The sequence below is a fragment of the Ralstonia sp. VS2407 genome (assembly GCF_052950655.1).
Window position 1 is genome coordinate 86,107 of the sequence record NZ_JBRFVG010000014.1, and the last position, 25,643, is coordinate 111,749.

At 65.1% G+C, this 25,643-nt stretch carries 16 protein-coding genes and 2 riboswitches; of the genes, 6 read left to right on the forward strand and 10 right to left on the reverse strand.

Annotated features, from left to right (window positions below; genetic code table 11):
- Positions 1-8 precede the first annotated feature (8 nt).
- From putA to ACU8YE_RS20420, 4 genes are all read left to right on the forward strand, one after another.
- Positions 9-3,980 carry a trifunctional transcriptional regulator/proline dehydrogenase/L-glutamate gamma-semialdehyde dehydrogenase gene (putA, locus tag ACU8YE_RS20405; protein WP_446929454.1) on the forward strand — a complete coding sequence of 1,324 codons (3,972 nt, stop codon included), beginning with the start codon at positions 9-11 and terminating at the stop codon, positions 3,978-3,980.
- A gap of 130 nt (positions 3,981-4,110) precedes the next feature.
- On the forward strand, positions 4,111-5,244 hold the full coding sequence (locus ACU8YE_RS20410; RefSeq protein WP_232041371.1) for a branched-chain amino acid ABC transporter substrate-binding protein: 1,134 nt from the start codon (positions 4,111-4,113) through the stop codon (positions 5,242-5,244).
- 198 nt (positions 5,245-5,442) lie between these two features.
- Complete coding sequence (locus tag ACU8YE_RS20415) at positions 5,443-6,666, forward strand: cation:proton antiporter (protein WP_260804353.1); 1,224 nt, start codon at positions 5,443-5,445, stop codon at positions 6,664-6,666.
- A gap of 5 nt (positions 6,667-6,671) precedes the next feature.
- Positions 6,672-7,805, forward strand: coding sequence for a YbdK family carboxylate-amine ligase (locus ACU8YE_RS20420; protein WP_232041369.1), 1,134 nt, complete (start codon positions 6,672-6,674; stop codon positions 7,803-7,805).
- A 15-nt stretch (positions 7,806-7,820) separates the two neighbouring features.
- On the opposite strand, the gene ACU8YE_RS20425 is transcribed toward ACU8YE_RS20420, so the two are convergent.
- From ACU8YE_RS20425 to ACU8YE_RS20460, 8 genes are all read right to left on the reverse strand, one after another.
- Positions 7,821-8,336: a GNAT family N-acetyltransferase gene (locus tag ACU8YE_RS20425; protein ID WP_440076393.1), complete on the reverse strand. Its 516-nt coding sequence runs from the start codon at positions 8,334-8,336 to the stop codon at positions 7,821-7,823.
- Between the two features lie 14 nt (positions 8,337-8,350).
- Positions 8,351-10,405, reverse strand: coding sequence for an OPT family oligopeptide transporter (locus ACU8YE_RS20430; RefSeq protein ID WP_446929455.1), 2,055 nt, complete (start codon positions 10,403-10,405; stop codon positions 8,351-8,353).
- 639 nt (positions 10,406-11,044) lie between these two features.
- Positions 11,045-12,421 carry an L-serine ammonia-lyase gene (locus ACU8YE_RS20435; RefSeq protein WP_232041366.1) on the reverse strand — a complete coding sequence of 459 codons (1,377 nt, stop codon included), beginning with the start codon at positions 12,419-12,421 and terminating at the stop codon, positions 11,045-11,047.
- A gap of 94 nt (positions 12,422-12,515) precedes the next feature.
- A complete protein-coding gene (locus ACU8YE_RS20440) occupies positions 12,516-13,634 on the reverse strand; it encodes an alginate lyase family protein (RefSeq protein ID WP_446929456.1) in 1,119 nt (372 codons plus the stop codon).
- A gap of 162 nt (positions 13,635-13,796) precedes the next feature.
- Positions 13,797-16,748: an aminomethyl-transferring glycine dehydrogenase gene (gene gcvP, locus ACU8YE_RS20445; RefSeq protein WP_446929457.1), complete on the reverse strand. Its 2,952-nt coding sequence runs from the start codon at positions 16,746-16,748 to the stop codon at positions 13,797-13,799.
- A gap of 67 nt (positions 16,749-16,815) precedes the next feature.
- The gene (gcvH, locus tag ACU8YE_RS20450) at positions 16,816-17,196 is read right to left on the reverse strand and encodes a glycine cleavage system protein GcvH (protein ID WP_045206806.1); all 381 of its coding nucleotides are present in this window, start codon (positions 17,194-17,196) and stop codon (positions 16,816-16,818) included.
- Positions 17,197-17,243: 47 nt separating this feature from the next.
- Positions 17,244-18,371: a glycine cleavage system aminomethyltransferase GcvT gene (gcvT, locus tag ACU8YE_RS20455; protein ID WP_440840144.1), complete on the reverse strand. Its 1,128-nt coding sequence runs from the start codon at positions 18,369-18,371 to the stop codon at positions 17,244-17,246.
- Between the two features lie 129 nt (positions 18,372-18,500).
- A riboswitch (glycine riboswitch) is annotated at positions 18,501-18,628 on the reverse strand.
- Positions 18,629-18,640: 12 nt separating this feature from the next.
- A riboswitch (glycine riboswitch) is annotated at positions 18,641-18,738 on the reverse strand.
- Positions 18,739-18,968: 230 nt separating this feature from the next.
- On the reverse strand, positions 18,969-19,295 hold the full coding sequence (locus ACU8YE_RS20460; protein ID WP_232041362.1) for a hypothetical protein: 327 nt from the start codon (positions 19,293-19,295) through the stop codon (positions 18,969-18,971).
- A gap of 275 nt (positions 19,296-19,570) precedes the next feature.
- Here ACU8YE_RS20460 and ACU8YE_RS20465 point away from each other — a divergent pair, with 275 nt between their 5' ends.
- Positions 19,571-21,691 carry a UvrD-helicase domain-containing protein gene (locus ACU8YE_RS20465; protein ID WP_446929458.1) on the forward strand — a complete coding sequence of 707 codons (2,121 nt, stop codon included), beginning with the start codon at positions 19,571-19,573 and terminating at the stop codon, positions 21,689-21,691.
- Between the two features lie 334 nt (positions 21,692-22,025).
- Here ACU8YE_RS20465 and ACU8YE_RS20470 read toward each other — a convergent pair whose 3' ends face one another.
- The gene (locus ACU8YE_RS20470; RefSeq protein WP_446929459.1) at positions 22,026-22,280 is read right to left on the reverse strand and encodes a hypothetical protein; all 255 of its coding nucleotides are present in this window, start codon (positions 22,278-22,280) and stop codon (positions 22,026-22,028) included.
- Positions 22,281-22,402: 122 nt separating this feature from the next.
- On the opposite strand from ACU8YE_RS20470, the gene hemN reads away from it, so the two are divergent.
- Complete coding sequence (hemN, locus tag ACU8YE_RS20475) at positions 22,403-23,887, forward strand: oxygen-independent coproporphyrinogen III oxidase (RefSeq protein WP_440475505.1); 1,485 nt, start codon at positions 22,403-22,405, stop codon at positions 23,885-23,887.
- Between the two features lie 24 nt (positions 23,888-23,911).
- Here hemN and pyk read toward each other — a convergent pair whose 3' ends face one another.
- Positions 23,912-25,390, reverse strand: coding sequence for a pyruvate kinase (gene pyk, locus ACU8YE_RS20480; protein ID WP_232041360.1), 1,479 nt, complete (start codon positions 25,388-25,390; stop codon positions 23,912-23,914).
- Positions 25,391-25,643: the final 253 nt, after the last annotated feature.

Below are 25,643 nucleotides of genomic sequence, written 5' to 3' on the forward strand. Positions count from 1 at the left end.
GAACCCACATGGCTACAACCACCCTCGGGGTCAAGCTGGACGATGCTTCGCGTGAACGCCTCAAGCGCGTTGCGCAGTCCATTGACCGCACGCCGCACTGGCTGATCAAGCAGGCGATCTTCACGTATCTGGACCAAGTGGAGCGGGGGCAGCTGCCAACTGATGCAAACGGCCCGGTGGCGGATGGCCTCCCGTCCGCCGCCGCAGCCGTCTCGGACATGCACGAGGGTGATGAACCTGCGGTGCAACCGTTCCTCGAATTCGCACAGAGCGTGCAACCGCAGTCGGTCTTGCGCGCTGCCATCACGGCCGCCTACCGCCGGCCCGAAACCGAAGCCATTCCGATGCTGCTGGAGCAGGCTCGCCTGCCGGGCGCGCTCGCCTCGGAAGCCAAGCAGCTCGCCCGCGATCTGGCCGGCAAGCTGCGCACGCAAAAGGTCGGCACCGGCCGCGAAGGCCTGGTGCAGGGCCTGATCCAAGAATTTTCCTTGTCGAGCCAGGAAGGCGTGGCGCTGATGTGCCTGGCCGAGGCACTGCTGCGCATTCCCGACAAGGCCACGCGCGACGCGCTCATCCGCGACAAGATCAGCAACGGCAACTGGTATTCGCATGTCGGCCAGAGCCCGTCGCTGTTCGTGAACGCTGCCACCTGGGGCCTGCTGCTCACGGGCAAGCTGGTTGCCACGCACAACGAAGCAGGGCTGTCGAAGGCGCTCACGCGCATCATCGGGAAGAGCGGTGAGCCGCTCATCCGCAAGGGCGTGGACATGGCGATGCGCCTGATGGGCGAGCAGTTCGTCACCGGCGAAACCATTTCCGAAGCGCTGGCCAACGCGCGCAAGTTCGAGGCCGAAGGCTTCCGCTATTCCTACGACATGCTCGGCGAGGCCGCGATGACGGAGGAAGACGCCCAGCGCTATCTCGCGTCGTACGAGCAGGCCATCCGCGCGATCGGGCAGGCTTCGGGCGGGCGCGGCATCTACGAAGGGCCGGGCATCTCGATCAAGCTGTCGGCGCTGCATCCGCGCTACAGCCGCGCGCAGTACGACCGCACGATCAACGAGCTGTATCCGCGCGTGAAGGCGCTGGCGATGCTGGCGCGTGAATACGACATCGGCATTAACATCGATGCGGAAGAAGCCGACCGCCTGGAGCTGTCGCTCGACCTGCTGGAGCGCCTGTGCTTTGCGCCTGAGCTTGCCGGCTGGAACGGCATCGGCTTCGTGGTGCAGGGCTACCAGAAGCGCTGCCCGTTCGTGCTGGACTACATCATCGATCTGGCCCGCCGCAGCAAGCACCGCCTGATGATCCGTCTCGTGAAGGGCGCGTACTGGGACAGCGAGGTCAAGCGCGCCCAGGTCGACGGCCTGGAGGGCTATCCGGTCTACACGCGCAAGGTCTACACCGACGTGTCGTACCTGGCCTGCGCCCGCAAGCTGCTGGCCGCGCCGGAAGCGATCTTCCCGCAGTTCGCCACGCACAATGCACACACACTGGCGGCCATTTATCACATGGCCGGCCAGAACTATTACCCCGGCCAGTACGAATTCCAGTGCCTGCACGGCATGGGTGAACCGCTGTACGAGCAAGTGGTCGGCAACAAGCCGGGCAAGCTGAACCGCCCGTGCCGCATCTACGCGCCGGTCGGTACGCACGAAACGCTGCTGGCCTACCTCGTGCGCCGCCTGCTGGAAAACGGCGCCAATACCTCGTTCGTGAACCGCATTGCGGACGAGTCGATTCCGCTGGATGAACTCGTCGCCGACCCTGTGGCGGTGGTGGAAAAGATGCACGCCGATGAAGGGACGCTCGGCCTGCCGCATCCGAAGATTCCGCTGCCGCGCCACCTCTACGGTGACGTGCGCGCCAACTCGTCGGGCATCGACCTGGCGAACGAGCAGCGCCTGGCGTCGTTGTCGTCCGCGCTTCTTGCGGGCACGAGCACGGTCTGGAACGCCGAGCCGACCATTGGCGATGCGCCGTACGTGGGCGGCACGGCACAGCCGGTACGCAATCCGTCCGACCTGCGCGATATCGTCGGCCATGTGACGGAAGCCACCGAAGCCGACGTGGATGCCGCCCTGTCGGCCGCCGCCGCCGCCGCCCCGATCTGGCAAGCCACGCCGCCGGAAGCGCGCGCCGCGTTGCTCGATCGCGCCGCCGACCTGATGGAAGGCGAGATGCAGCACCTGATGGGGCTGATCATCCGCGAGGCGGGCAAGACGCTGTCCAACGCCATCGCCGAGGTGCGCGAGGCCGTCGACTTCCTGCGCTACTACGCGGCGCAGGTGCGCGGCGGGTTCTCCAACGACACGCACCGTCCGCTGGGCCCGGTGGTCTGCATCAGCCCGTGGAACTTCCCGCTGGCGATCTTTACCGGCCAGGTCAGCGCCGCGCTGGCCGCCGGCAACCCGGTGTTGGCCAAGCCCGCTGAACAGACACCGCTGATTGCCGCGCAGGCCGTGCGCATCCTGCGCGAAGCCGGCGTGCCGGCCGGTGCCGTGCAACTGCTGCCGGGCCGCGGCGAGACCGTCGGCGCGGCGCTGGTGAAGGACACGCGCACCAAGGGCGTGATGTTCACCGGCTCGACCGAAGTCGCGCGCATTCTGCAGCGCACGCTGGCCGGCCGCCTGGATGCCAACGGCGCGCCGATCCCCCTGATTGCCGAGACTGGCGGTCAGAACGCGATGATTGTCGATTCGTCCGCGCTGGCCGAGCAGGTGGTGGCGGATGTGCTGTCGTCTGCGTTTGATTCGGCAGGGCAGCGTTGCTCGGCGCTGCGCGTGCTGTGCCTGCAGGATGACGTTGCCGACCGCGTGCTCGCGATGCTCAAGGGCGGCATGGCCGAGCTGGCGATGGGCAATCCGGATCGACTCGCCACGGACGTTGGCCCGGTGATCGACGCCGAAGCCCGCGACAACATCGTCGGCCACATCGAAGCGATGCGTGCCAAGGGCCGCCGCGTGCATCAGGCGCCTGTGCCGGCTGCGTGCGCACACGGCACCTTCGTGCCGCCAACGGTGATCGAACTCGACGGCCTGTCGGACCTGACGCGCGAGATCTTCGGCCCCGTGCTGCACGTGGTGCGCTGGAAGCGCTCGGGTGACAACGCGGGCCTCACCAAGCTGATCGAGCAGATCAACGGCACGGGCTACGGCCTGACGCTGGGCATCCACACGCGAATCGACGAGACCATCGCGCACGTGGTCGACCGCGCGCACGTCGGCAACCTGTATGTGAACCGCAATATCGTCGGCGCGGTGGTGGGCGTGCAGCCGTTCGGCGGCGAAGGGCTGTCGGGCACGGGCCCGAAGGCTGGCGGCCCGCTGTATCTGCTGCGTTTGCTCTCGACGTGCCCGCAGGACGGCATGCGCACCGCGCTGCAACTGACCGCAGGTGCCGGTACGGACATCGATACCGATGCGCGCCGCGCGCTGCTGGCGCCGTTCGATGCACTGACGGACTGGGCGCGCAAGCAGGCGCCTGAGCTGGCATCGCTGTGCGAACGCCTGGCTGCGGCGTCTGCCACGGGCGCCACGGCCACGCTGCCGGGCCCGACGGGCGAGCGCAACACCTACACGCTGCTGCCGCGCGAAGCGGTGCTGTGCGTGGCGGCCGATCCGGCGGACTGGCTGCGCCAGTTGGCGGCGATTCTGGCCGTTGGCAGCGTGGCCGTTGTGCAGGAAAACCCTGCCATCGAAGCGGTACTTCGGGGCTTGCCGGCGGCAGTACAATCGCGCGTCCGCGTGGTCGGGTCGACCGACGAAGCGGCGTTTGATGCGGTGCTGCACCACGGCGATTCGGACCATCTGCGCGCCATTTGCGAAGGACTGGCACGACGTGCCGGCCCCATCGTGGGCGTGCAAGGCCTGCCGCATGGCGGGGAGGGGCTGGCGCTGGAGCGCCTGCTGATCGAGCGTTCGCTGTCGGTCAATACGGCCGCGGCGGGTGGCAACGCCAGCCTGATGACCATCGGCTGACGGGGAGCACGAGCAGGATTCGCAGCGCCATCCGCACGACGGGTGCGGATGGAGCGCGAAGCGGGAGGAGGGCGACGGTGATCCCGTCGCGCTATTGATCCAAATTGCGTTTGAACTAGGAGACGCACAAATGAAATTGAAGCAACTGTGTCTGGCCGCCGCCCTGTGCGCGCTGGCGGGTGGGGCATCGGCCCAGGAAGTCATCAAGCTGGGCTACGCCGGCCCGATGACCGGTCCTCAAGCCCAGTACGGCAAGGACATGCAGAACGGCCTGACGCTGGCGGTCGAGGAGTTCAACGCCACGCATCCGAAGATCGCCGGCAAGGAAGTCAAGTTCCAGCTGATCTCGGAAGACGACCAAGCTGACCCGAAGACCGGCACCACCGTCGCACAGAAGCTTGTGGACAGCGGCATCAAGGGCATGCTGGGCCACTTCAACTCGGGTACGACCATCCCGGCCTCGCGCATTTACAACAATGCGGGCATCGCAGAAATCGCGATGGCAACGGCACCGGAATACACCAAGCAAGGCTACAAGACGACGTTCCGCATGATGACCTCCGACACCCAGCAGGGTTCGGTGGTCGGCACGTACGCCGTCAAGAAGCTGGGCTACAAGAACATCGCCATCGTTGATGACCGCACGGCTTACGGCCAAGGTCTGGCAGACGAATTCGAGAAGGCCGCCAAGGCTGCCGGCGCCACCATCGTGCGTCGCGAGTTCACCAACGACAAGGCCAGCGACTTCAAGTCGATCCTCACGCAGATCAAGTCCAAGAAGCCTGACGCCGTGTTCTACGGCGGCGCGGAAGGCCAATCGGCTCCGCTGGTCAAGCAGATGCGCGAACTGGGCATGAAGTCGACGCTGATGTCGGGCGAAATGTCCAAGACCGACGACTTCATCAAGCTGGCTGGCGCGCAATCGGCCGAAGGCGTGGTGTGCTCGCTGGCTGGTCTGCCGCTGGAGCAGATGCCGGGCGGCGCCGCCTACAAGGCCCGCTATGAGAAGCGCTTCGGCACGCCGGTGCAGACGTACTCGCCGTACGCCTACGACGGCGCAATGGCCCTGATGCAAGCCATGGTCAAGGCCGGCTCGTCGGATCCGAGCAAGTACCTGCCGATCCTGGCCGCGACCAACATGCAAGGCGTGACCGCCAAGCACTACGCCTATGACGAGAAGGGCGACCTGAAGGACGGCGGCATCACCGTCTACAAGGTCACCGGTGGCAAGTGGACGCCGCTGGAGAGCGTGGGCGGCAAGTAATCCGACCGGCTCTCAGCCATTCGCAGTATGAAAACCGCCCTCCGGGGCGGTTTTTCTTTGCCGGTAGCGAATGACTCCAAACGCAGAGTTGTCGCTTTCTGCGCCGAAAATCATCTATCCATTGTTAAATAGCGCGTAACACGGGTCTAACGCGTGTCAGTGCTTGGCTGACTTTTCCGATCGGGTGCTTCGGGTACCATGTCGGCCATGACAGGACTTCACGATCTCTTCCCTTCGTGGCCGCCCGCACCTGGCGGTCTCTTCTGGATCGGGCTGGCGCTGGTCGGCGCGGCGTTGTGCGGCGAGTTCGCGCGCGCCGCGCTCAAGCTGCCCCGCATCGTCGGCTATGCGGCGGCGGGGCTGGTGGCCGGCGTGCTCGGCCGCCCGCTCATCGACGCCGACATGCTCGACCAGACCCACATCCTGATCGAGATGGCGCTGGCGTTGGCGCTGTTCGAACTGGGGCACCGGCTGTCATTCGAGTGGCTGCGTGCCAATCGTTGGCTCTTGCTCACCAGCGGCTTCGAGAGCCTGCTGACCTGGGGCCTCGTCACCTGGGTGCTGCAGTTGTTTGGCGTGGCGGCGCCGGTGGCGGTAGCTGCGGGCGCCATCGCGGTGGCCACGTCCCCCACGGTGCTGCTGCAACTCAAGAACGAACTGCGCGCCGAAGGCCAGGTGACGGAGCGGTTGCTCTCGTTGGGCGCGCTCAACAGCATCTACGCAAGCGTGCTGGCGCCGCTCACGGCCGGGTGGCTGCACAGCGAATACGGCCATTGGGCGGCGGCGCTGTTCCATCCCCTGTATCTGCTGGCAGGCTCCGTGCTTCTAGCCTGGGTGGTCGGCAAGGTAGGCCACGCGCTGTATCACCGCATGGCAGGTGACGATCACTACGCGTTCCTGGTGCTGGTGGGTCTGGTGCTGTTTGCGCTGGCGATGGCCAAGCTGCTCAAGCTGTCGGTGCCGCTCACGCTGCTGCTGGCAGGCGTGGTGTTCAAGCACCAGGACGATCATCCGCGTGTGTGGCCGTCGCATTTCGGCAGCGCGGGCAGCATCCTGATTGTGGTGATGATCGTGTCGCTCGGTCTGCCGCTCAAGGCGTCGGACTGGGCGATCGGCGGTGTGGCGGCGGTGGCGTTGGTGCTCTCGCGCTTCATCGCCAAACTGGCGGCCACGACGGCGCTGGGCTCGTTCTCGGGGCTGTCGATGCGGCAGAGCATTGCGCTCGGCCTGGCGCTCGGCCCCATGTCGGGATTGTCATGGTTGCTGATGCACGATACGGCGGCACTGTATCCACAAACCGGCGGACCGCTGGCGGCCATCATCCTGTGCACGCTGGCGATCCAACAGATTGCCGCGCCGATCCTGACCGCGCGTTCGCTGCGCTGGGCAGGTGAGGTGCGACAAGAAGAAGGGAGGCACTGAGCCCCATGTCCCTCGAACCGTTCTCGAAATCCGAAGCCCTGACGTTTGGCGTCGAGCTGGAATTGCAGCTCGTCAATCGCCATGACTACGACCTCGCTTCGGCGTCGCCCGACCTGCTGCGCATGCTCAAGGGCAAGGAATACCCCGGCGACATCAAGCCGGAGATCACCGATTCGATGATCGAGATCTCCACCGGCATCTGCCACAGCCACGATGAAGCGCTCTGGCAGTTGCGCGAGATGCGCGACCGCATGGCCGAAGCCGCCACGGCGCTGAACATCGGCATCTGCGGCGGCGGCACGCATCCGTTCCAGCAGTGGAGCCAGCGCCAGATTTCGCAATCGCCGCGCTATCAGTACATCTCGGATCTATACGGTTACCTCGCCAAGCAGTTCACGGTATTCGGCCAGCACGTGCACATTGGCTGCCCGAATCCCGACGATGCGCTGTACCTGCTGCACGCCATGTCGCGCTACGTGCCGCACTTCATTGCGCTGGCGGCGTCGTCGCCGTTCGTGCAGGGCGTGGATACGGGCTTTGCCTCCGCTCGCATGAATTCGGTCAGCGCCTTCCCGATGTCGGGCCGCGCGCCGTTCGTGCTTACGTGGGATGCCTTCATCGCGTACTTCGACAAGATGCATGCCACCGGCGTGATCGAAAGCATGAAGGACTTCTACTGGGACATCCGCCCCAAGCCCGAATTCGGCACGATCGAAGTCCGCGTGATGGACACCCCGCTGACCGTCGAACGCGCCGCCGCCATCGCCGCCTACATTCAGGCGCTGGGCCGCTGGCTGCTGCTCGACCGCCCGTTCATGCCCGTGGAAGACGATTACCTCGTCTACACCTTCAACCGCTTCCAGGCGTGCCGCTTCGGGCTGGCAGGCGAATACGTCGACCCGGCCACGGGCAACCGTGGGGCGCTGGCCGATCACATCCTGGAGACGAGCAAGGTGCTGTCGGCACACGCCGAAGCGCTGTCGTCCGAAGGCGCGCTCGACATGGTGCGGGAGGTGGTGGAGGCGCGCGATGCGGATGCCGAGTGGATCCGCGCGGCGCAACGTGAAACCCGCAACCTGCACGAGACCGTGCGACGCGGTTGCGGGCGCTGGACGCAGGCGGCAACGCAGCCCGCCTGATGCATCCCGGAACGGTCAGCCGTTGCGGACCGTTCCGGGCGCTTCCAGCCAGCGCTGCATGAACACGAGGTCGAGCCACTGGCCGTGCTTGATGGCGGCCTCGGGCATGCGGCCCACTTCTTTGAAGCCGAGCTTTTCGTGCAGGCGGATCGAGCCTGCATTGGCACCGTCGATGGCGCCCACCATCAGGTGCTTGCCCAGTGCCGCGGCACGCTCGCAGAGCGCCTCGACCAGCAGGCTGCCCAGTCCCTTGCCGCGCCAGTCGCGGTGAATGTGCACCGAGTGCTCGACGGTGGTGCGAAAGCCCGGGTACGGCCGGAAATCCCCAAACGATGCAACGCCTGCGACTTGCCCGTCATCGTCAGCCACCAGCACCGGATACCCCTGCGTGGCGCGCAAGGCCAGCCATGCGGTGCGGTCTTCCAGCGTGACCGGTGTTTCGGTGTAGATCGCGTTGGAGTTGGCAATCACATCGTTGTAGATGTCGACGATGGCCGGCAGGTCGGCCTGCGTTGCGTCTCGGAGCAGCATGGTGCGTGGCGGGGTCAATGAGTCGGACGCACCGCCAGAACGCGGCGCGCAAACGCCCAGCATACCAAGGCGAAGACGATCAGCCCGAGCCATTGCGCCGTGCCTTCAAACGAGGCGCCCACGATCGCCAGCGGAGCATCCTTGCCGGTGGCCCCGATGACGGCTGCCATCAGCACGCCCACCAGGCTTTCACCCACGATCAGGCCCGACGCCAGCAGCACGCCGTGGCGGTTCGGCACCTCGGCATAGCGCGCGTACGGCACACCGGCCGCCTGCGCGCGCTTGGCGAGAATCTTCTCGATGACCCACGCCAGCACCGCGCCGGTGACCAGGACCGTGCTGATCGTCGGCGGCAGGTAGATGCCGATGCCGACCGCCAGCACCGGCAGCCGCGCAACACCGCCACGCTGTTTGAGCGCCCAGTCGACGGCGATCAGCAGCATGCCGATGACGATGCCGGCAATCACCATGTTCCATTCCAACTGGTGCGTGAAGATGCCGGTGGCAATGGCCGTCATGAGCGTCGCCTGCGGTGCGGACAGCGCTTGCGCCGCGTCCATGCCGGCACGCGGCAGCGCGCCCGGAAAGCCATACGCGTTGTACAGCAGCTCCAGCACCGGCGAGATGACCGCCGCGCCCGCCACGCAGCCGATCAGCAGCGCCACCTGCTGGCGCCACGGCGTGGCTCCGACCAGCCAGCCGGTCTTCAAGTCTTGCAGGTTGTCGTTGGAGATGGTCGCCACGGCCACCACGGCCGACGTTGTGAAAATGGCCAGCGCAATGCCCAGCTTGCTCGCTTCGGGCGAACCGACGATGCCGTTGTCCGCGCCGATAGCCAACAGCAGCAGCGACACCAACGTAATAGCGATGATGCCGATGCCAGAAATCGGGCTCGACGACGAACCGATCAGCCCGGCCATGTAGCCGCACGCCGCCGCCACCAGGAAGCCGAACACCACCGCAAAGATCACCGCGCAGGTGATCAGCGTCCAGCGCGAGCCGGCCGACAGCATGGTCGGCGCCAGGAACGCGGCAAACGTGATCACCAGCACCACGACCATGGCCAGTGTCACCAGCAGAATCCAGCGCGGCGCCATGTCCTGCTCGGTACGCAGCGCGCCATCGGCTTTCGGGCGCAAGCTACCGAACGAGCGCTTCACGCCGTGCACCACCGGGCCGATCAGCGTGCCCAGCGTCCACACGGCCGCCACTGCAATCACGCCGGCACCGATAAAGCGCACCTGCGTGCGCCACACATCCGTGCCGAACGCCGAGAGCGCCTTGCCCGCCGGCATCGGCGTGATGGACGTCAGATACGGCACGGCGATACCCCAGGCGATCACCAGGCCCACCAGCATGGCCAGCCCGGCCACCAGCCCGATCAGGTAGCCCGCGCCCAGCAGTGCCGTTGAAAAGCCCAGCGGCAAGCGCACCACTGCGGCCCCCGCCGCGAACCACCAGCTTGCCCCTTCGCCCAGCAGGCGCAGGCCGCTCGTTGCAAACGCCACGATGGCCGCGACAATGCCGCCCGCGGCCAGGTCGCGCATGCCGGTGGCGGCCGGCACCGCGTCGTCATCGGCCGCGTCTTCACCGTCCGCCGACTGGCCGCTACCTACACGCAGAATTTCTGCTGCCGCCACGCCTTCGGGATAAGGCAGGTCGCTCTGCACCACCATGGCGTGGCGCAGCGGAATCGTGAACACCACGCCCAGCATGCCGCCCGCCATGCACACACCAAACGTTTGCCAAAACGGGAAACCTTGCCAGTGCCCAATCATCACCAGGCCGGGCAGGATGAAGATGATGGAAGACAGCGTCCCGGCCGCGGACGCCTGCGTCTGCACCATGTTGTTCTCAAGGATGTTCGTGCCGCCGAGCATGCGCAGCACCGCCATCGAAATGACCGCTGCCGGAATCGCCGATGAGAACGTCAGGCCGACCTTCAGGCCGAGGTACACGTTTGAAGCGGTAAAAATTACGGTGATGATGGCACCGAGGATCATGCCGCGTAGCGTCAGCTCCGGCAGGGTCGCTGCCGGAATGTGCTTGGGAGGATGGAGGGATTGCATCCTGCGGGTCTCCAAAGAGGGTTCTTGTGGCGCGGATTATAGGAGTGGATGGGGCGGGGGCTTGTGCGTTTTTTTTGGGGTGTCCTCTAGATTTGTTGTTTGTGGTCCATCCCCTTTTCGTACCCTGCCGGGCACGACTCACTTTTCTTTGTCTTGCCAAAGAAAAGTAAGCAAAAGAAAGGCGCGCCCGAGATGGCGACTTCCCCTTGAATTTGTGTGACCGTGCGGGGAAGGAGGCAAACTCGCTGCGCTCAGACAGGCCTCCCTCTTTTTTCCGCCCGCTCACAAAAATTCAAGGCGCCATCAAGGGCTCAACGTCAAAAGCAAAAGGCCAACCCGTCGTGAGGTTGGCCTTGTCGTTTGGGCTGGCGCCCAGAGGGTGTGGCTGTTGTCCTTTGACTTTCCTGCCCTAGATGGCGCCTTGAATTTCTGTTGCAGGGAGGAAAAAGGAAGGGAAACTGTCTGAGCGAAGCGAGTTTTTCCCTTCCCCTCCCTGCGACATAAATTCAAGGAGTCTTTCGCCATCTCGGGCGCGCATTTCTTTGCTTACTTTCTTTGGGCAAGACCAAAGAAAGTGAGTCAGCCCCGGCAGGAGATGAAACAAGGGATGCACCAACAGCCCAAAATCCAAACCAAAAATCAACACTCCACAATATTCACCGCCAACCCACCCCGCGCCGTCTCCTTGTACTTCGTCTTCATATCCGCGCCAGTCTCGCGCATCGTCTTGATGACCGAATCCAGCGAAACATAATGCGTGCCATCCCCACGCAACGCCATACGCGCCGCATTCACCGCCTTCACCGACGCCATCGCATTGCGCTCGATACACGGAATCTGCACCAGCCCGCCAACCGGGTCGCACGTCAGCCCGAGGTTGTGCTCCATGCCAATCTCCGCGGCGTTTTCGACTTGCGCAGGCGTGCCGCCCAGCACAGCAGCCAGCGCGCCCGCCGCCATCGAACACGCCACGCCGACTTCGCCCTGGCACCCGACTTCCGCACCGGAGATCGATGCATTCATCTTGTAAAGCATGCCGATCGCGCCGGCGGTGAGCAGGAAATCCACCACGCCGTTGTCGTTCGCGCCGGGGACGAACCGGTCGTAGTAATGCATCACCGCCGGGATGATCCCCGCTGCGCCGTTGGTCGGTGCCGTGACAACGCGCCCGCCTGCGGCGTTCTCTTCGTTGACGGCAATCGCATACAGATTCACCCAGTCGATGACCGACAGCGGGTCGGACAGCGTGCGTTCGGCCTGCACCGTAAGCCGTGAATACAACTCCGCCGCGCGGCGACGCACGTGGAACGGCCCCGGCAGCTCGCCTTCCGTGCGGCAACCGCGCGCCACGCACGCCTGCATCACGTGCCAGATGTTGAGCAGACCAGCACGCACTTCGGCCTCGGTGCGCCACGTCAGTTCGTTTTCGAGCATCAGCCGGGCAATGGATTTGCCCGTCGATTCGCACATCGCCAGCAGCTCTTTGCCGCTGCGGAACGGATGCGGCAACTGGTCGTGCGCCGCCAGCACCTGCGTGTTGGGTGCACCAGCCGTAACGACAAAGCCACCGCCCACCGACAGGTAGCGCGCCTCGCGTAGCCGTTCTCCGGCCGCATCGAAGGCGTGGAACTTCATGCCGTTCGGATGCTCGGCCATCGCCTCGCGGCGGTAGAAGGCGATGTGTTCCTTTTCGGTAAAGCGCATCGCGTGACGGCCCAGCAGCGACAGCGACTGCGATGCACGCAGCTCCGCCAGCTTGGCATCGATGGTGTCGGGGTCGATGGTGTCCGGCGCCTCGCCCATCAGGCCGAGGATGACGCCGCGGTCCGTGCCGTGGCCTTTGCCGGTGGCACCGAGCGAGCCGTACAGCTCGACACGCACGCTGGCGACTTGCGACATCAGCCCATCGGCTTCGAGGCCGGAGGCGAACATGAGCGCGGCGCGCATCGGCCCGACAGTGTGCGAGCTGGACGGGCCAATGCCGATCTTGAAGAGGTCGAAAACAGAAACAGCCATGGGTGAGGCTCCGGGGGCGTTAAAGGGTGCAAGCGGCTTGTGGCCACTTGCGCCAGGTTGTTGTATGCGCGCTGTCAGCGCGTCGCTTCGCCAGTCAACGGGCTGCGCACAGCGCCAGCCAGTCGGGCGCAGTCGCGGCGAGCCGTTCGGCCAGCGTGCGGTATTTCGGGTTCAGCCGCGCGGCTTGCCAATACAGTGTGGAGGCGCTTTTCGGCTCCCACATGCCGGAGAAACCGGCGAGGCCTGCATCGGCTCGCTTCTTGTCGAAGGCAACGTGCGAGTGGACGTATTCCTCGTGCGTGCGGCTGCCGTCGGCATACGGCACGAGCCAATCGAGGGCGGCAGCGAGCGAGACGCCGTTGGCTGCGCGCTCACGTAGCCACTGCTGGCCGAAAGGCTGCACGGCAATCGCGGCCATCGTCAGCGGCTCGAGGTCATAGACGACGTAGTGAAGCGCGTCGCGGTCTTCAAAATCTTCCACCGACCCGTCCGGGCGCACGTTATTGGCGACCTGTTGCAGGAACAGGCGATGTACATGCGCGAGCAACGCGTGGTCACCCAGCGCGGCAGCCGACATTGCCATCAGCTTGATGCGATGGCTCTGCCAGTTGTTGACCCACGTATGGGACAGCGGCTGGCGGGCGGCATCGGTGCGGGCGATATAGCCTTCGGCCAGCGTACGCAGGAAGCGTTGCGTCTCTTCACGCGTGCTTGGCGTCAGGCCGTCGCGCGCGAGCATGTAGGCCTGAATCAGCGCATCGAACTTCGTCTCGTCGATCGGGTTGAAACTCGGTACATACGTGCCGACCCACGCGTGCAGGAAGGTGTCGACCTGTTCGGCGAAGCGCTTGTCGCCGGTGAGACGCCAGGCCATTGCGGCGTCGCGCATGACTGGGAAGTCCCGCGCGGCAACAACGGATTCGTCGTAGATGCCTTGGTGCGGCAGCGTACCTTCGGTATGCAGACGCGGCAGCGGGTGGGGCGTCTGCCCGAGGTGCTGAGTGGCACGGGCGATCAGCTTGACAGCAGCAGGTTCGCCGGACAGCGCGGGCGAAACGCTGCACCAATCGCGCGCCGGCCCCGCCGTATTGTGCGTGCCGGCGTACACCGATGCCGCAGCCCCCGCCTGTATCGGCGAGCACGCACCGCATACCGCGACAACGGCGGCACAGGCAAGCAAACGGAAGAGTGGGGCAGGCTGAAGCATCGGCATGGCAGGCTCTCGTCGATCGGGTGAACTGTCGTCACCATAAACGGCGAGGAACTCTGAAAACAGCGGCTGTGAGAGCAGGTTACAGGGGTTGCGCCACGTTACATATGACACGGCGGCGGAGCATGCCGCCCCGCCGCCGCGTTCATCTCACTTCGAGGGGCATCAGTCCTGCGCGTACTCGCTCATCGGCACGCAGGCGCAGAACAGGTTGCGATCGCCGTAGACGTTGTCGGCACGGCCGACCGGCGGCCAGTACTTTTGCTTGCGCAGCGATGCCACCGGGTAGGCGGCCTGCTCACGCGTGTACTTGTGCGACCAGTCGTCGGCCATCACCACAGCGGCGGTGTGCGGGGCGTGCTTGAGCGGGTTGTCTTCGCGGTCGAATTCGCCCGAGATCACCTTGTCGACTTCGCCACGGATGGCGATCATCGCGTCGATGAAGCGGTCGAGCTCCACCTTCGGCTCGCTCTCGGTCGGCTCGATCATCAGCGTGCCCGGCACCGGGAAGCTCATCGTCGGCGCGTGGAAGCCGAAGTCCATCAGGCGCTTGGCGATGTCTTCGTTGCTGATGCCCGATTCCTTCTGCAGCGGGCGGATGTCGAGAATGCACTCGTGCGCCACCAGGTCGTGCGCGCCCGTGTACAGCACCGGGTAGTACGGTGCGAGACGCTTGGCCACGTAGTTGGCCGACAGGATGGCCGTCTCGGTGGCGGCGGTCAGGCCCGCGGCGCCCATCATCGCGATGTACATCCACGAGATCGGCAGGATCGACGCCGAGCCGAATGCCGCAGCCGACACGTTGCCGATGTTCTGGCTGGCGTCTTCACCCGAAGCCGCGCGGCCGGGCAGGAACGGCGCGAGGTGCGCGCCTACGGCCACCGGACCCACGCCCGGACCGCCGCCGCCGTGCGGAATGCAGAACGTCTTGTGCAGGTTCAGGTGCGAGACGTCGCCGCCGAAGTGGCCCGGTGCGGCGGTGCCGACCATGGCGTTCATGTTGGCGCCGTCCACGTACACCTGACCGCCGTGGCTGTGCACGATCTCGCAGACGCGCTTCACGCCTTCCTCGAACACGCCGTGCGTGGACGGGTAGGTGATCATGATCGCCGCGAGGTTCTTGCTGTGCTCGGCCGCCTTCTTCTCCAGATCAGCCAGATCGACGTTGCCGCGCTCATCGCACGCCACGACGACGACCTGCATGCCGGCCATCTGCGCCGATGCCGGGTTCGTGCCGTGCGCCGACGACGGGATCAGGCAGACATTCCGGTGCGCCTCGCCACGGCTGGCGTGGTAGGCGTGGATGATCAGCAGGCCAGCGTATTCACCTTGCGAGCCGGCATTCGGCTGCAGGCTCACGGCGGCGTAGCCGGTGGCGGCGCACAGCATCTGTTCGAGCTGATCGATCATCTCGCGGTAGCCGACGGTCTGGTCGGCCGGTGCGAACGGGTGGATGTTCGAGAACTCGGGCCACGTCACCGGCAGCATTTCTGCGGTGGCGTTGAGCTTCATCGTGCAAGAGCCCAGCGGGATCATCGTGCGGTCGAGCGCGAGGTCCTTGTCGGCCAGGCTGCGCAGGTAGCGCAGCATTTCGTGCTCGGAGTGGTGCGCGTTGAACACCGGGTGAGTCAGGTACGCACTCTGGCGCACGAGCGAGGCCGGATATGCGTCCGCAACTGCTGCTTCGGTCTTGTCGAAGTCCGGTGCGGCAGCGTGTGCGGCGTGCGCGAAGACTTCCCACAGCGCAACGACATCGGCGCGCGTGACCGTCTCGTCCAGCGAGATACCCAGGCGCGAATTTTCACCACCCGCGTCGATCTGGCGCAGGTTGATGCCGTGCGCCTGCGCAGCGATGTGCAGGTTGGCGGTGCGCGCGCCGGTGGCGACGGTCAGCGTGTCGAAGAACGCGTCGGCTTCCAGCGTGTAGCCGATCGCGCGCAGGCCGGCGGCCAGCGTGGCGGTCAGGCGGTGCACGCGCTGCGCGATGCGCTTCAGGCCTTGCGGGCCGTGGTAGACGGCGTACATCGATGCCATCACGCCCAGCAGCACCTGCGCGGTACAGATGTTCGAGGTGGCCTTCTCGCGGCGGATGTGCTGCTCGCGCGTCTGCAGGGCGAGGCGGTAGGCCGGGTTGCCTTGCGCATCGATCGTCACGCCGACCAGGCGGCCCGGCATCGAGCGCTTGAACGCATCGCGCACGGCCATGTAACCGGCGTGCGGGCCGCCGAAGCCAAACGGCACGCCAAAGCGCTGCGTGTTGCCGATCACCACGTCAGCGCCCCATTCGCCCGGCGCAGCCAGCAGCGTGAGCGCCAGCAGGTCGGCGGCGGCCACGACCAGACCGCCGGCAGCGTGCACGGCATCGGTCAGCGCCTGGTACGTCGCCAGATCGCCCAGGAGCCCACCGTTGGCGCCCGGGTATTGCAGCAGCACGCCGAACGCATCGTGCTTGGCAGCGTCGGCCGCCGGGCCGGTCACCACCTGCACGCCGATCGGCTCGGCGCGCGTGCGAATGACTTCCAGCGTTTGCGGCAGCACGTCGTCGGCCACGAAGAACACGGTCGACTTCGACTTGCCGATGCGCTGCAGCAGCGTCATGGCTTCAGCAGCGGCGGTCGCTTCGTCCAGCATCGACGCATTGGCGATGTCCATGGCCGTCAGGTCGATCACCATCTGCTGGAAATTCAGCATCGCTTCCAAGCGGCCCTGCGAGATTTCCGGCTGATACGGCGTGTAGGCCGTGTACCAAGCCGGGTTCTCGAGGATGTTGCGCAGGATGACGCCCGGCGTATGCGTGCCGTAGTAGCCCTGGCCGATTAGGCTCTTGACCACGCGGTTCTGCCCCGCGATGCCGCGCAGCTTGGCCAGCGCCGCTTCTTCGGTCAGCGGCTGCGTGAATTCACCCAGCGGCATGCCGTCCTGGCGGCGGATGGCGGGCGGGATCACGGCGTCGATCAGCTTGGCGCGGCTATCAAAACCAAGTGCAGCAAGCATCTGCGCTTGCTCTTCCGGCGACGGGCCGATGTGGCGGTGCGCGAAGGCGTCGCACGCCTCCAGGGCGGCGAGGGTGGGGCGTTCGGCAGCAAGCGCCGAGGAAGCGGGGTGCGGAGCGTTCATGGCAAGGGCTCGAAATTCAGGCAAAGCGCCGATGTGCGGGTCAGGCACATCGGCTTCGGTGACCGGCTTAGCCGATCTTGGCGGCGTACTGCTCGGCCGACATCAGCGCGTTCACATCGTCGGCGTTGGTCGGCTTGATCTTGAACAGCCAGGCCTCGTAGGCGCCGGCGTTGACCGACTCGGGCGCACCCGCGGCGTCGGCGTTGTTGGCGATGATCTCGCCCGAGACGGGGGCGTAGATGTCGGAGGCGGCCTTGACCGATTCGACCACGGCAATCGCCTCGTCCTTGGCGACTGCGCGACCAGCGTCCGGCAGTTCCAGGAAGACGATGTCGCCCAGCGCGTCCTGCGCGAAGTCGGTGATGCCGATGGTCAGCGTGCCGTCGGCTTCAACGCGGATCCACTCGTCGTGTTCGGTGTACTTCAGATCGGCGGGGACGTTGCTCATGAAAGGTTTCTCCGGAAGATGGGTATTGGGGAATGCAGATTCGGTGTTCAGCTGACCAGCGCCTTGCCATTGCGCACGAACGGCAGTTTAACCACAGTCGCGGTCAACTTGCGGTCGCGAATTTCGACCTGCACGTCAGTGCCGATGGCCACGTCCTTTGGCAGGCGCGCCAGTGCGATGGAGAGCGACAGGCTCGGGCTGAACGTGCCGCTGGTGATCTCGCCGTCACCGGCAGCGGTGATGACCTTCTGGTGGGCGCGCAGCACGCCGCCCTTGTCGCGCAGGATCAGGCCGACGAACTGTTCGCGCTGGCCGCCGGCTTGCAGCGCGGCCTTGCCGGTGAAGTCGCGTTCGCTTTGCAGGTCGACCGTCCAGGCGAGGCCGGCGTCGAGCGGCGACACGTGCTCGTCCATGTCCTGGCCGTAGAGGTTCATGCCGGCTTCCAGGCGCAGCGTGTCGCGCGCGCCCAGGCCCGCCGGGCGCACGCCGGCCTGCAGCAGGCGCTCCCAGACGCCGGCGATCTGCGAGGCCGGGACGACGAGTTCGAAACCGTCTTCACCGGTGTAGCCGGTGCGGGCCACCATGATCTCGCCCACGTTTTCCACGGTGACGAAGCCCGCGTTGAACGGCTTGAGCGCATCGCCCACGGCCTGCGTGCCGCGCAGCGCAGCGTAGGTCTTGGCACGCGCGTTCGGGCCCTGCACGGCCAGGATGCCCAGCGGCTCGGCGCCAGCGTTGTTGTCGGAGCGGCGCGGCGTGATGGTCACGTCGGTGCCGGCGGCCGCGTTCTGCGCGACGATCCATTCCAGATCCGTCGGAGCAGTGCCGGCGTTGACCACCAGGCGGAACCAGTCTTCGCGGAAGAAGTAGACGATCAGGTCGTCGATCACGCCGCCCTTGGGGTTCAGCATGCAGCTGTAGAGCGCCTTGCCGGGCGTCTGCAGCTTGTCGACGTTGTTGGCGAGCAGCCCACGCAGGAAGTCGCGCACGCGCGCGCCGGTGAGGTCGACCACGCACATGTGCGAGACGTCGAAGATGCCGGCGTCTTGGCGCACGGCGTGGTGCTCTTCGATCTGGGAGCCGTAGTTGACGGGCATGTCCCAGCCGCCAAAGTCGACCATGCGGGCGCCCAGCGAGCGGTGGATGGCATTGAGCGGCGTGTGTTGGAGCGTCATGGAATCTCTCGGCTGAGCGCGCCGCCGTGGCTTGGGCGCGGCGCATGGATCGGGAACCAGAAAAGCAAAAAGGCCACCCGCGCAGCCTGATCCCTCATGGTGACGCCATGAAGATCAACAAGCTGCGCAGATGGCCCCTCTGTCCTTGGTACCTGAGAGATTGCGAAGCGGGGCGCATAGCGGTGCGCGCCGTTCGTGAGCCCCTTCGGTGGGCGCCCGCAGTGGTCGTGCGGCGCCAGCTCTCCAGAGTGCGGTCGGACGCATGTCCGCCGATCCGCCCGGTCCTGGATGCCTGAGAGTTTTCGGGTGCTACCCCTTCGGCGGCGCCTTGCCGTATACGGCGGGCACGCTCTCCCGGATGGATGGCGCGAATGTACGGAAGGGGGATGGGATTGTCAATTGGGGGGGATTCGGCGGTTTTTGCCGAAAGAGTTTGTTTTCGTTTTTTGGTGCATCCCTTGTTTCATCCCCCGCCGGGGCTGACTCACTTTTCTTTCTCTTGCGCCAAAGACAACAGCCACACCCTCGGGGCGCTGGCGGGGTCGCCAAGCTCCAAGGGTGTGGCCGGAGTGCGGGTGTTGGCGGTCGTGCTCTGGCTTACTTGCCGATCTGGCGGCTGACCTGGTTTTCCTGCTGGTTCAGCGTCCGCTGCTCCTGCTTGGTGATGCCGCCGCCATTCTGAGCCGCCATGTCGCGCTCTTCCTGGCGAATCTGGTGGTCTTCCCGGTGCAGCTGGCGCGCCTGGCCCTTGGTGATCTCGCCTTCCTTCACTTCGTTGTGGATGCGCCTGTTCTGGTTGGCAAGGCGGTGGTTGACCTCGGCGCGGCGCGGGTGGTCTTTTTGCCACTGCGTTTGGGCGAAGGCGCCGGTGGTGGCAGACAGGGCGACGGCGGTAACGGCCAGGGCTTTAACAATGCGGTGCATGGTGGTTTCTCCGGTGGGCGGCCGACCGATTCAGCCGCTGTCCCGTCCATAACGGCGTGCCGCGCCCGGCCGCTTACGGGGTTCGTGTAACGGCGCGTAAGCGGTGTAACGCCGGTGCGAAAAGCGGGGGGGCGCAAACGCATTCGGTGCAGTGTCGAGCACGTCCGTGGGGCCCCACGCGGGTGGCGCGGCACCGGCCCGATCGATGCAAAGACGCCGTGCTACCATCGCCCTCCGCTGTCGTTCCCGCCTGCTTTTTCTTCTGCCTGTTCCCCATGTCTTCCGGTCTCGCCCACGGGCTCAATGCTGCCCAATCCGAAGGTGTGCATTACCTCGACGGCCCCTGCCTGGTGCTTGCCGGGGCAGGCTCGGGCAAGACGCGCGTGATCACGCAGAAGATCGCGCACCTGATCCTGGACAAGGGCTTCGAGCCCAAGCACATCGCCGCCGTTACGTTTACCAACAAGGCGGCCAAGGAAATGCAGGAGCGTGTGGCCAAGCTGATGGACGGCAAGACACGCGAAGACGGCAAGCGCATTCCCATCAAGCAGTTGACGGTCTGTACCTTCCACTCGCTGGGCGTGCAGATCTTGCGGGCTGAGGCCGAGCATGTGGGCCTCAAGCCGCGTTTCTCGATCATGGATTCGGACGATTGCTTCGGGATGATCCAGGAGCAACTGGCGACGACCGACAAGCAGTTGATCCGCCGCGTGCAGAGCACGATCTCGCTGTGGAAGAACGGTCTCGTCGACCCGGACACTGCGATTGCCGAGGCGCTCGCCAACAACAACGTCGATGACCACCAGGCGGCGCTCGTCTACCGCAATTACGTTGCGACGCTGCACGCGTATCAGGCGGTGGACTTTGACGACCTGATCCGCATTCCTGCCGAGCTGTTCGCCCGCAATGAAGAGGTGCGGCTGAAGTGGCAGAACCGCCTGCGCTACTTCCTCGTCGATGAATATCAGGACACCAACGCCTGCCAGTACCAGCTGCTGAAGCTGCTGGCGGGTGGTTCGCACCTGCGGGCGCCGGCCTTCACGGCGGTGGGCGACGACGATCAGGCCATCTACGGTTGGCGCGGCGCCACGCTCGACAACCTCAAGCTGCTGCAGACGGATTTCCCGAACCTGAAGGTCATCAAGCTGGAGCAGAACTACCGCTCCACGGTGCGCATCCTGAACGCGGCCAACGCCGTGATCGCGCAGAACCCGAAGCTGTTCGAGAAGACGCTGTGGAGCGAGCACGGCATGGGCGACGCCATCAACGTGACGAGCGCCAATGACGAAGAGCACGAAGCCGAGAGCGTGGTCTTCAAACTCTCTGCCCACAAGTTCGAGCGTCGCGCGCAGTTTCGCGATTACGCGATCCTGTATCGCGGCAACTTCCAGGCGCGCCTGTTCGAGCAGATCCTGCGCCGCGAGCGCATTCCGTATGTGCTCTCGGGCGGTCAGAGCTTTTTTGACAAGGCGGAGATCAAGGACCTGTGCGCCTACCTGCGACTGATTGCCAATGCGGATGATGATCCTGCGTTCATTCGCGCCATCACCACGCCCAAGCGCGGCGTGGGCAATGCGACGCTGGAAGTGCTGGGCGCATTCGCGGGGCAGGCCAAGGTGTCGCTGTTCGAGGCCGCGATGATGGGCGGTATCGAGGCACAGCTCGCGCCGCGCCAGCTCGAGCCGCTGCGGGTGTTTTGCGAGTTCATCGTGCGGCTGTCGGACCGGGCCGCCAAGGAGCCCGCCGCCACGCTGCTCGACGAGATGATGGAAGGCATCCATTACGAGGCCTACCTGTACGACACCTACGACGAGCGCCAGGCCCAGAACAAGTGGACCAACGTGCTGGAGTTCCTCGACTGGCTCAAGCGCAAGGGCACCACGCCCGAGAAGGACGATGACGAAGAGGCCACCGGTTTCGATAACGCCGATGGCCTGATGGACACTGGCAAGAACCTGCTGGAACTCACGCAGACCATCGCGCTGATCAGCATGCTCGAAGGCAAGGAAGAGGACCCGGATGCGGTGCGCCTGTCCACGCTGCATGCGAGCAAGGGGCTGGAGTATCCGCACGTGTTCCTGGTGGGCGTGGAGGAAGGCATCCTCCCGCATTGCCGCGAAGACGACGACCTGACCGACGAGAAGATCGAAGAAGAGCGGCGGCTGATGTATGTGGGCATTACGCGGGCACAGCGCAGCCTGCATATCAGCTGGTGCAAGAAGCGCAAGCGTGCGCGCGAGACGGTGGTGTGTGAGCCGTCGCGCTATATCGCCGAGATGAAGCTTGGGGAGGATGCTGGGCCGACGCCGGAGGACACGATGCCAGCGATGTCGCCGAAGGACCGGCTGGGGGCGTTGAAGGGGTTGTTGGCGGCTAAGAAGCCGGTGGTTTCGTGATTGGGTTTTTGGTTTTTGCGTTGGTGGTCCATCTGTGTTTCGTTCCCTGCCGGGACCGACTCACTTTTCTTTGTCTTGCCAAAGAAAAGTAAGCAAAAGAAAGGCGCGCCCGAGATGGCGACTTCCCCTTGAATTTGTGTGACCGTGCGGGGAAGGAGGCAAACTCGCTGCGCTCAGACAGGCCTCCCTCCTTTTTTCCGCCCGCTCACAAAAATTCAAGGCGCCATCAAGGGCTCAACGTCAAAAGCAAAAGGCCAACCCGTCGTGAGGTTGGCCTTTGTCGTTCTGGCAGGTGCCCAGACGGTTTGGCTTTTGTCCTTTGACTTTTCCTGCCCTAGATGGCGCCTTGAATTTCTGTTGCAGGGAGGAAAAAGGAAGGGAAACTGTCTGAGCGCAGCGAGTTTTTCCCTTCCCCTCCCTGCGACATAAATTCAAGGAATCTTTCGCCATCTCGGGCGCGCATTTCTTTGCTTACTTTCTTTGGCAAGACAAAGAAAAGTGAGTCGGTCCCGGCAGGGGATGAAACAAGGGATGCACCGACAACCCAAAACCCTGAAAACACCGTCGAAGGCCAGCGCTGTTGTGCCATCGTGACGGCCCGCGTGCAGCACGCAACGCTTTGGGACAGGCATCGACCGACGTTGACACACATCAACGCGGCGCGCACATCGCAGTTTTAGGATGAGCCATCGCCCCCACAAGAACCGCCCCATGTTTCCGTTCGCCAAGCCGGCCGACGATCCGTCCGCCGCAAATGACACCGCCTTCCGCTGGTCGGCGCCGCAGGTGCGCGCGCTGGCCCAGCGCTTTGATACGCACGGCCCGCGCTACACCTCGTACCCGACCGCCGACCGCTTTCACAACAAGTTTGGTAACGCCGATTACCTCGACGCCTTGCACCGTCGCGCGGCGATTGCACCCGCACTGCATGCCCCGCTGTCGCTGTACATGCACCTGCCGTTCTGCGCGAACCTTTGCTACTACTGCGGCTGCAACAAAGTCATCACAAAGGATCGCTCGCGCAGCGCACGCTACGTTGAAACCCTTGCCCGCGAGATGGCGATGGTGGCCAACCAGATTGGCCCACTGCGCCGCGTGACGCAATTGCATTGGGGCGGCGGCACGCCTACGTTCCTAGCGCACGATGAGATGCGCGCCGTGATGGCCGCCACACGGCAGCATTTCGACCTGGCCAACGATGGCGAGATCTCCGTCGAACTCGACCCGCGCCACGCCGACGACGCAACACTTGAAGTGCTGGCCGAGATCGGCTTCAACCGCGCAAGCCTCGGCATCCAGGACTTCGACCCCGACGTCCAGCGCGCGGTCCACCGCATCCAAAGCGTGGAAGAGACACGTCGCGTGGTCGACACCGCGCGGCGGCTGGGCTTCGAATCGATCAGCTTCGACCTGATCTACGGCTTGCCGTATCAGCGCACCGAAACGTTCAACGCAACGCTCGACCGCGTGCTGGAGATGGCGCCTGATCGGCTGTCCGTCTACAGCTATGCGCACCTGCCGCACCTGTTCAAGGCGCAGCGCCGCATCGACATGCTTACGCTGCCCACCGCCGACGAAAAACTCGATCTGTTGGCAATGACGGTGGAGCGCCTCGTTGCCGAGGGCTACGTCTACATCGGCATGGATCACTTCGCGCGGCCTGACGATGCGCTCGCCATCGCGCAGCGTGAAGGCCGGCTGCAACGCAATTTCCAGGGCTACTCCACGCACGCCGATTGCGACATGCTGGCGTTTGGCGTGTCCGCCATCAGCCGCGTGGGCGATGTGTATGCGCAGAACGAGAAGGATCTCGACGCGTACTACGCCCGCATCGATGCGGGCAAGTTTGCCGTGCTGCGCGGCATGTCGCTCACGCCGGACGACCACGTGCGCCGCGCGCTGATTGGCGAGTTGATGTGCGGGTTCGAATTGAACATGCGCGCATTCGGAGCGCGCCACGGGCTGGACTTCAAGCGCAGCTTTGCGAACGAGTTGCAGGCGCTGGCGCCGCTGGAGGAAGCCGGGCTGGTGAGGGTGGGCGACGAGCGTATCGTCATCACGCCGCAAGGGCGGCTCCTGGTGCGCCGCATCGCGATGGTGTTCGATGCGCACCTGCGCGAGGCAGGCACGGAGCGCGCGGTGGAAGCCGAGGGCAAGCCCGTCACCTTCGTCCCGCGCTACTCCAAAGTGGTCTGATCGACCTACCGACCCGTAGTCAGGTCAGACCGTGGCCGGCTCGGGCTGCAGCGCAGCGTCTTGCGTCTGCGCAGTCACGAGCGTCTGCGGCCAGATCTCCGCCAGGCGCAGCAGGTTGGTCGAACCGGCCTGGCCGAACGGCATGCCCGCCGTGATGGCGATCTGGTCGCCCGATACGGCAAAGCCTTCACGCGCGGCGGCGCGGCACGCCGCATCCACCATCTCGTCGACGTTGCTCACATCGGGGCTGACCGTGCTGTGCACCCCCCACGTGATTGCCAGACGGCGCGCCGTATCCAGGCGCGGCGTGATGCTCACGATAGGCGCCAGCGGCCGCTCGCGTGCGGCGCGCAGACTCGTCTTGCCGCTGGACGTATACGTGACGGTGGCCACTGCGCCCAGGATGTGCGTCACGTCGCGCAGGGCCGCGCAGATGGCGTCCTGGCGCGTCGGCAGCGGCGGCTGATGCTGCGCGTCGATCAGGTTGCGGTACAGCGGGTCGCGCTCCGTCTCGGCAATGATGCGGTTCATGATGCTGACCGCCGCCACCGGATGCTTGCCGCTGGCCGACTCGGCCGACAGCATCACGGCATCGGTGCCGTCGTACACGGCGCTGGCCACGTCTGACGCTTCGGCGCGCGTCGGTACTGGCGCCTCGATCATCGATTCCAGCATCTGCGTGGCCACGACCACCGGCTTGCCGTGGTGGCGCGCCATGCGCAGGATGCGCTTCTGCACGCCGGGCACGCGCTCGGGCGGCAGCTCCACGCCCAAGTCGCCGCGCGCCACCATCAGCGCATCGGACGCCTGCACGATGTCTTCCAGATGCAGTAGCGCTGCGGGCTTTTCGATCTTGGAGAGCAGCCCAGCCCGGTCGCCGATGATCTCGCGTGCGGCGATCACATCTTCGGCGCGCTGCACGAATGACAGCGCAATCCAGTCCACGCCCAGCGACAGCGCGAAGTCTAAGTCGCGCAGGTCTTTCTCGGTGAGCGCAGGAATGGGGATCACGGCATCCGGCACGTTCACGCCCTTGCGGTCAGACAGCGGGCCGCCATCGACCACGCGCGTGACGATGGCCGTCGGGTCGGCGGCTTCCACGGCCAGGCGGATCTTGCCGTCATCGAGCAACAGCGATTGCCCCGGCGCGGCAGCCGCGTACAGCTCCGGATGCGGCAGATGCACACGCGTGACATCCCCCGGCGTCGGATCGCGGTCGAGCACAAAGCGATCGCCGTTCTTGAGCACGACACGGCCGTCGGCAAACGTGCCGATGCGCAGCTTCGGGCCTTGCATATCAGCGAGGATGCCGATCGGGCGACCGGTCTCGGCCTCCACTGCGCGCACGGTGTCGTAGCGCTTGCGGTGGTCTTCGTGCGAGCCGTGGCTGAAGTTCAGGCGGAAGACGTCCGCGCCGGCGTCGAAGAGGGCGCGGATGGTGTCTTTGTCGCTGCTGGCGGGGCCGAGGGTGGCGAGGATTTTGGTGTTGCGGAAGCGGCGCATCGTTGATGGCTCCGGTGGGCTGACTATTGCTTGCTGCGTTTGCGGACCTTGGTGGTCCATCTCCCTTTCACCCCCTGCCGGGGGCGACTCACTTTCTTTGTCTTGCCAAAGAAAGTAAGCAAAGAAAGGCGCGCCCGAGATGGCGACCCCTTCCTTGAATTTGTGTAACCGGGCGGAGACGGGGAAAACTCGCTGCGCTCAAACAGTTCCCCGTCTTTGTTCCGCCCGCTTACACAAATTCAAGGCGCCATCT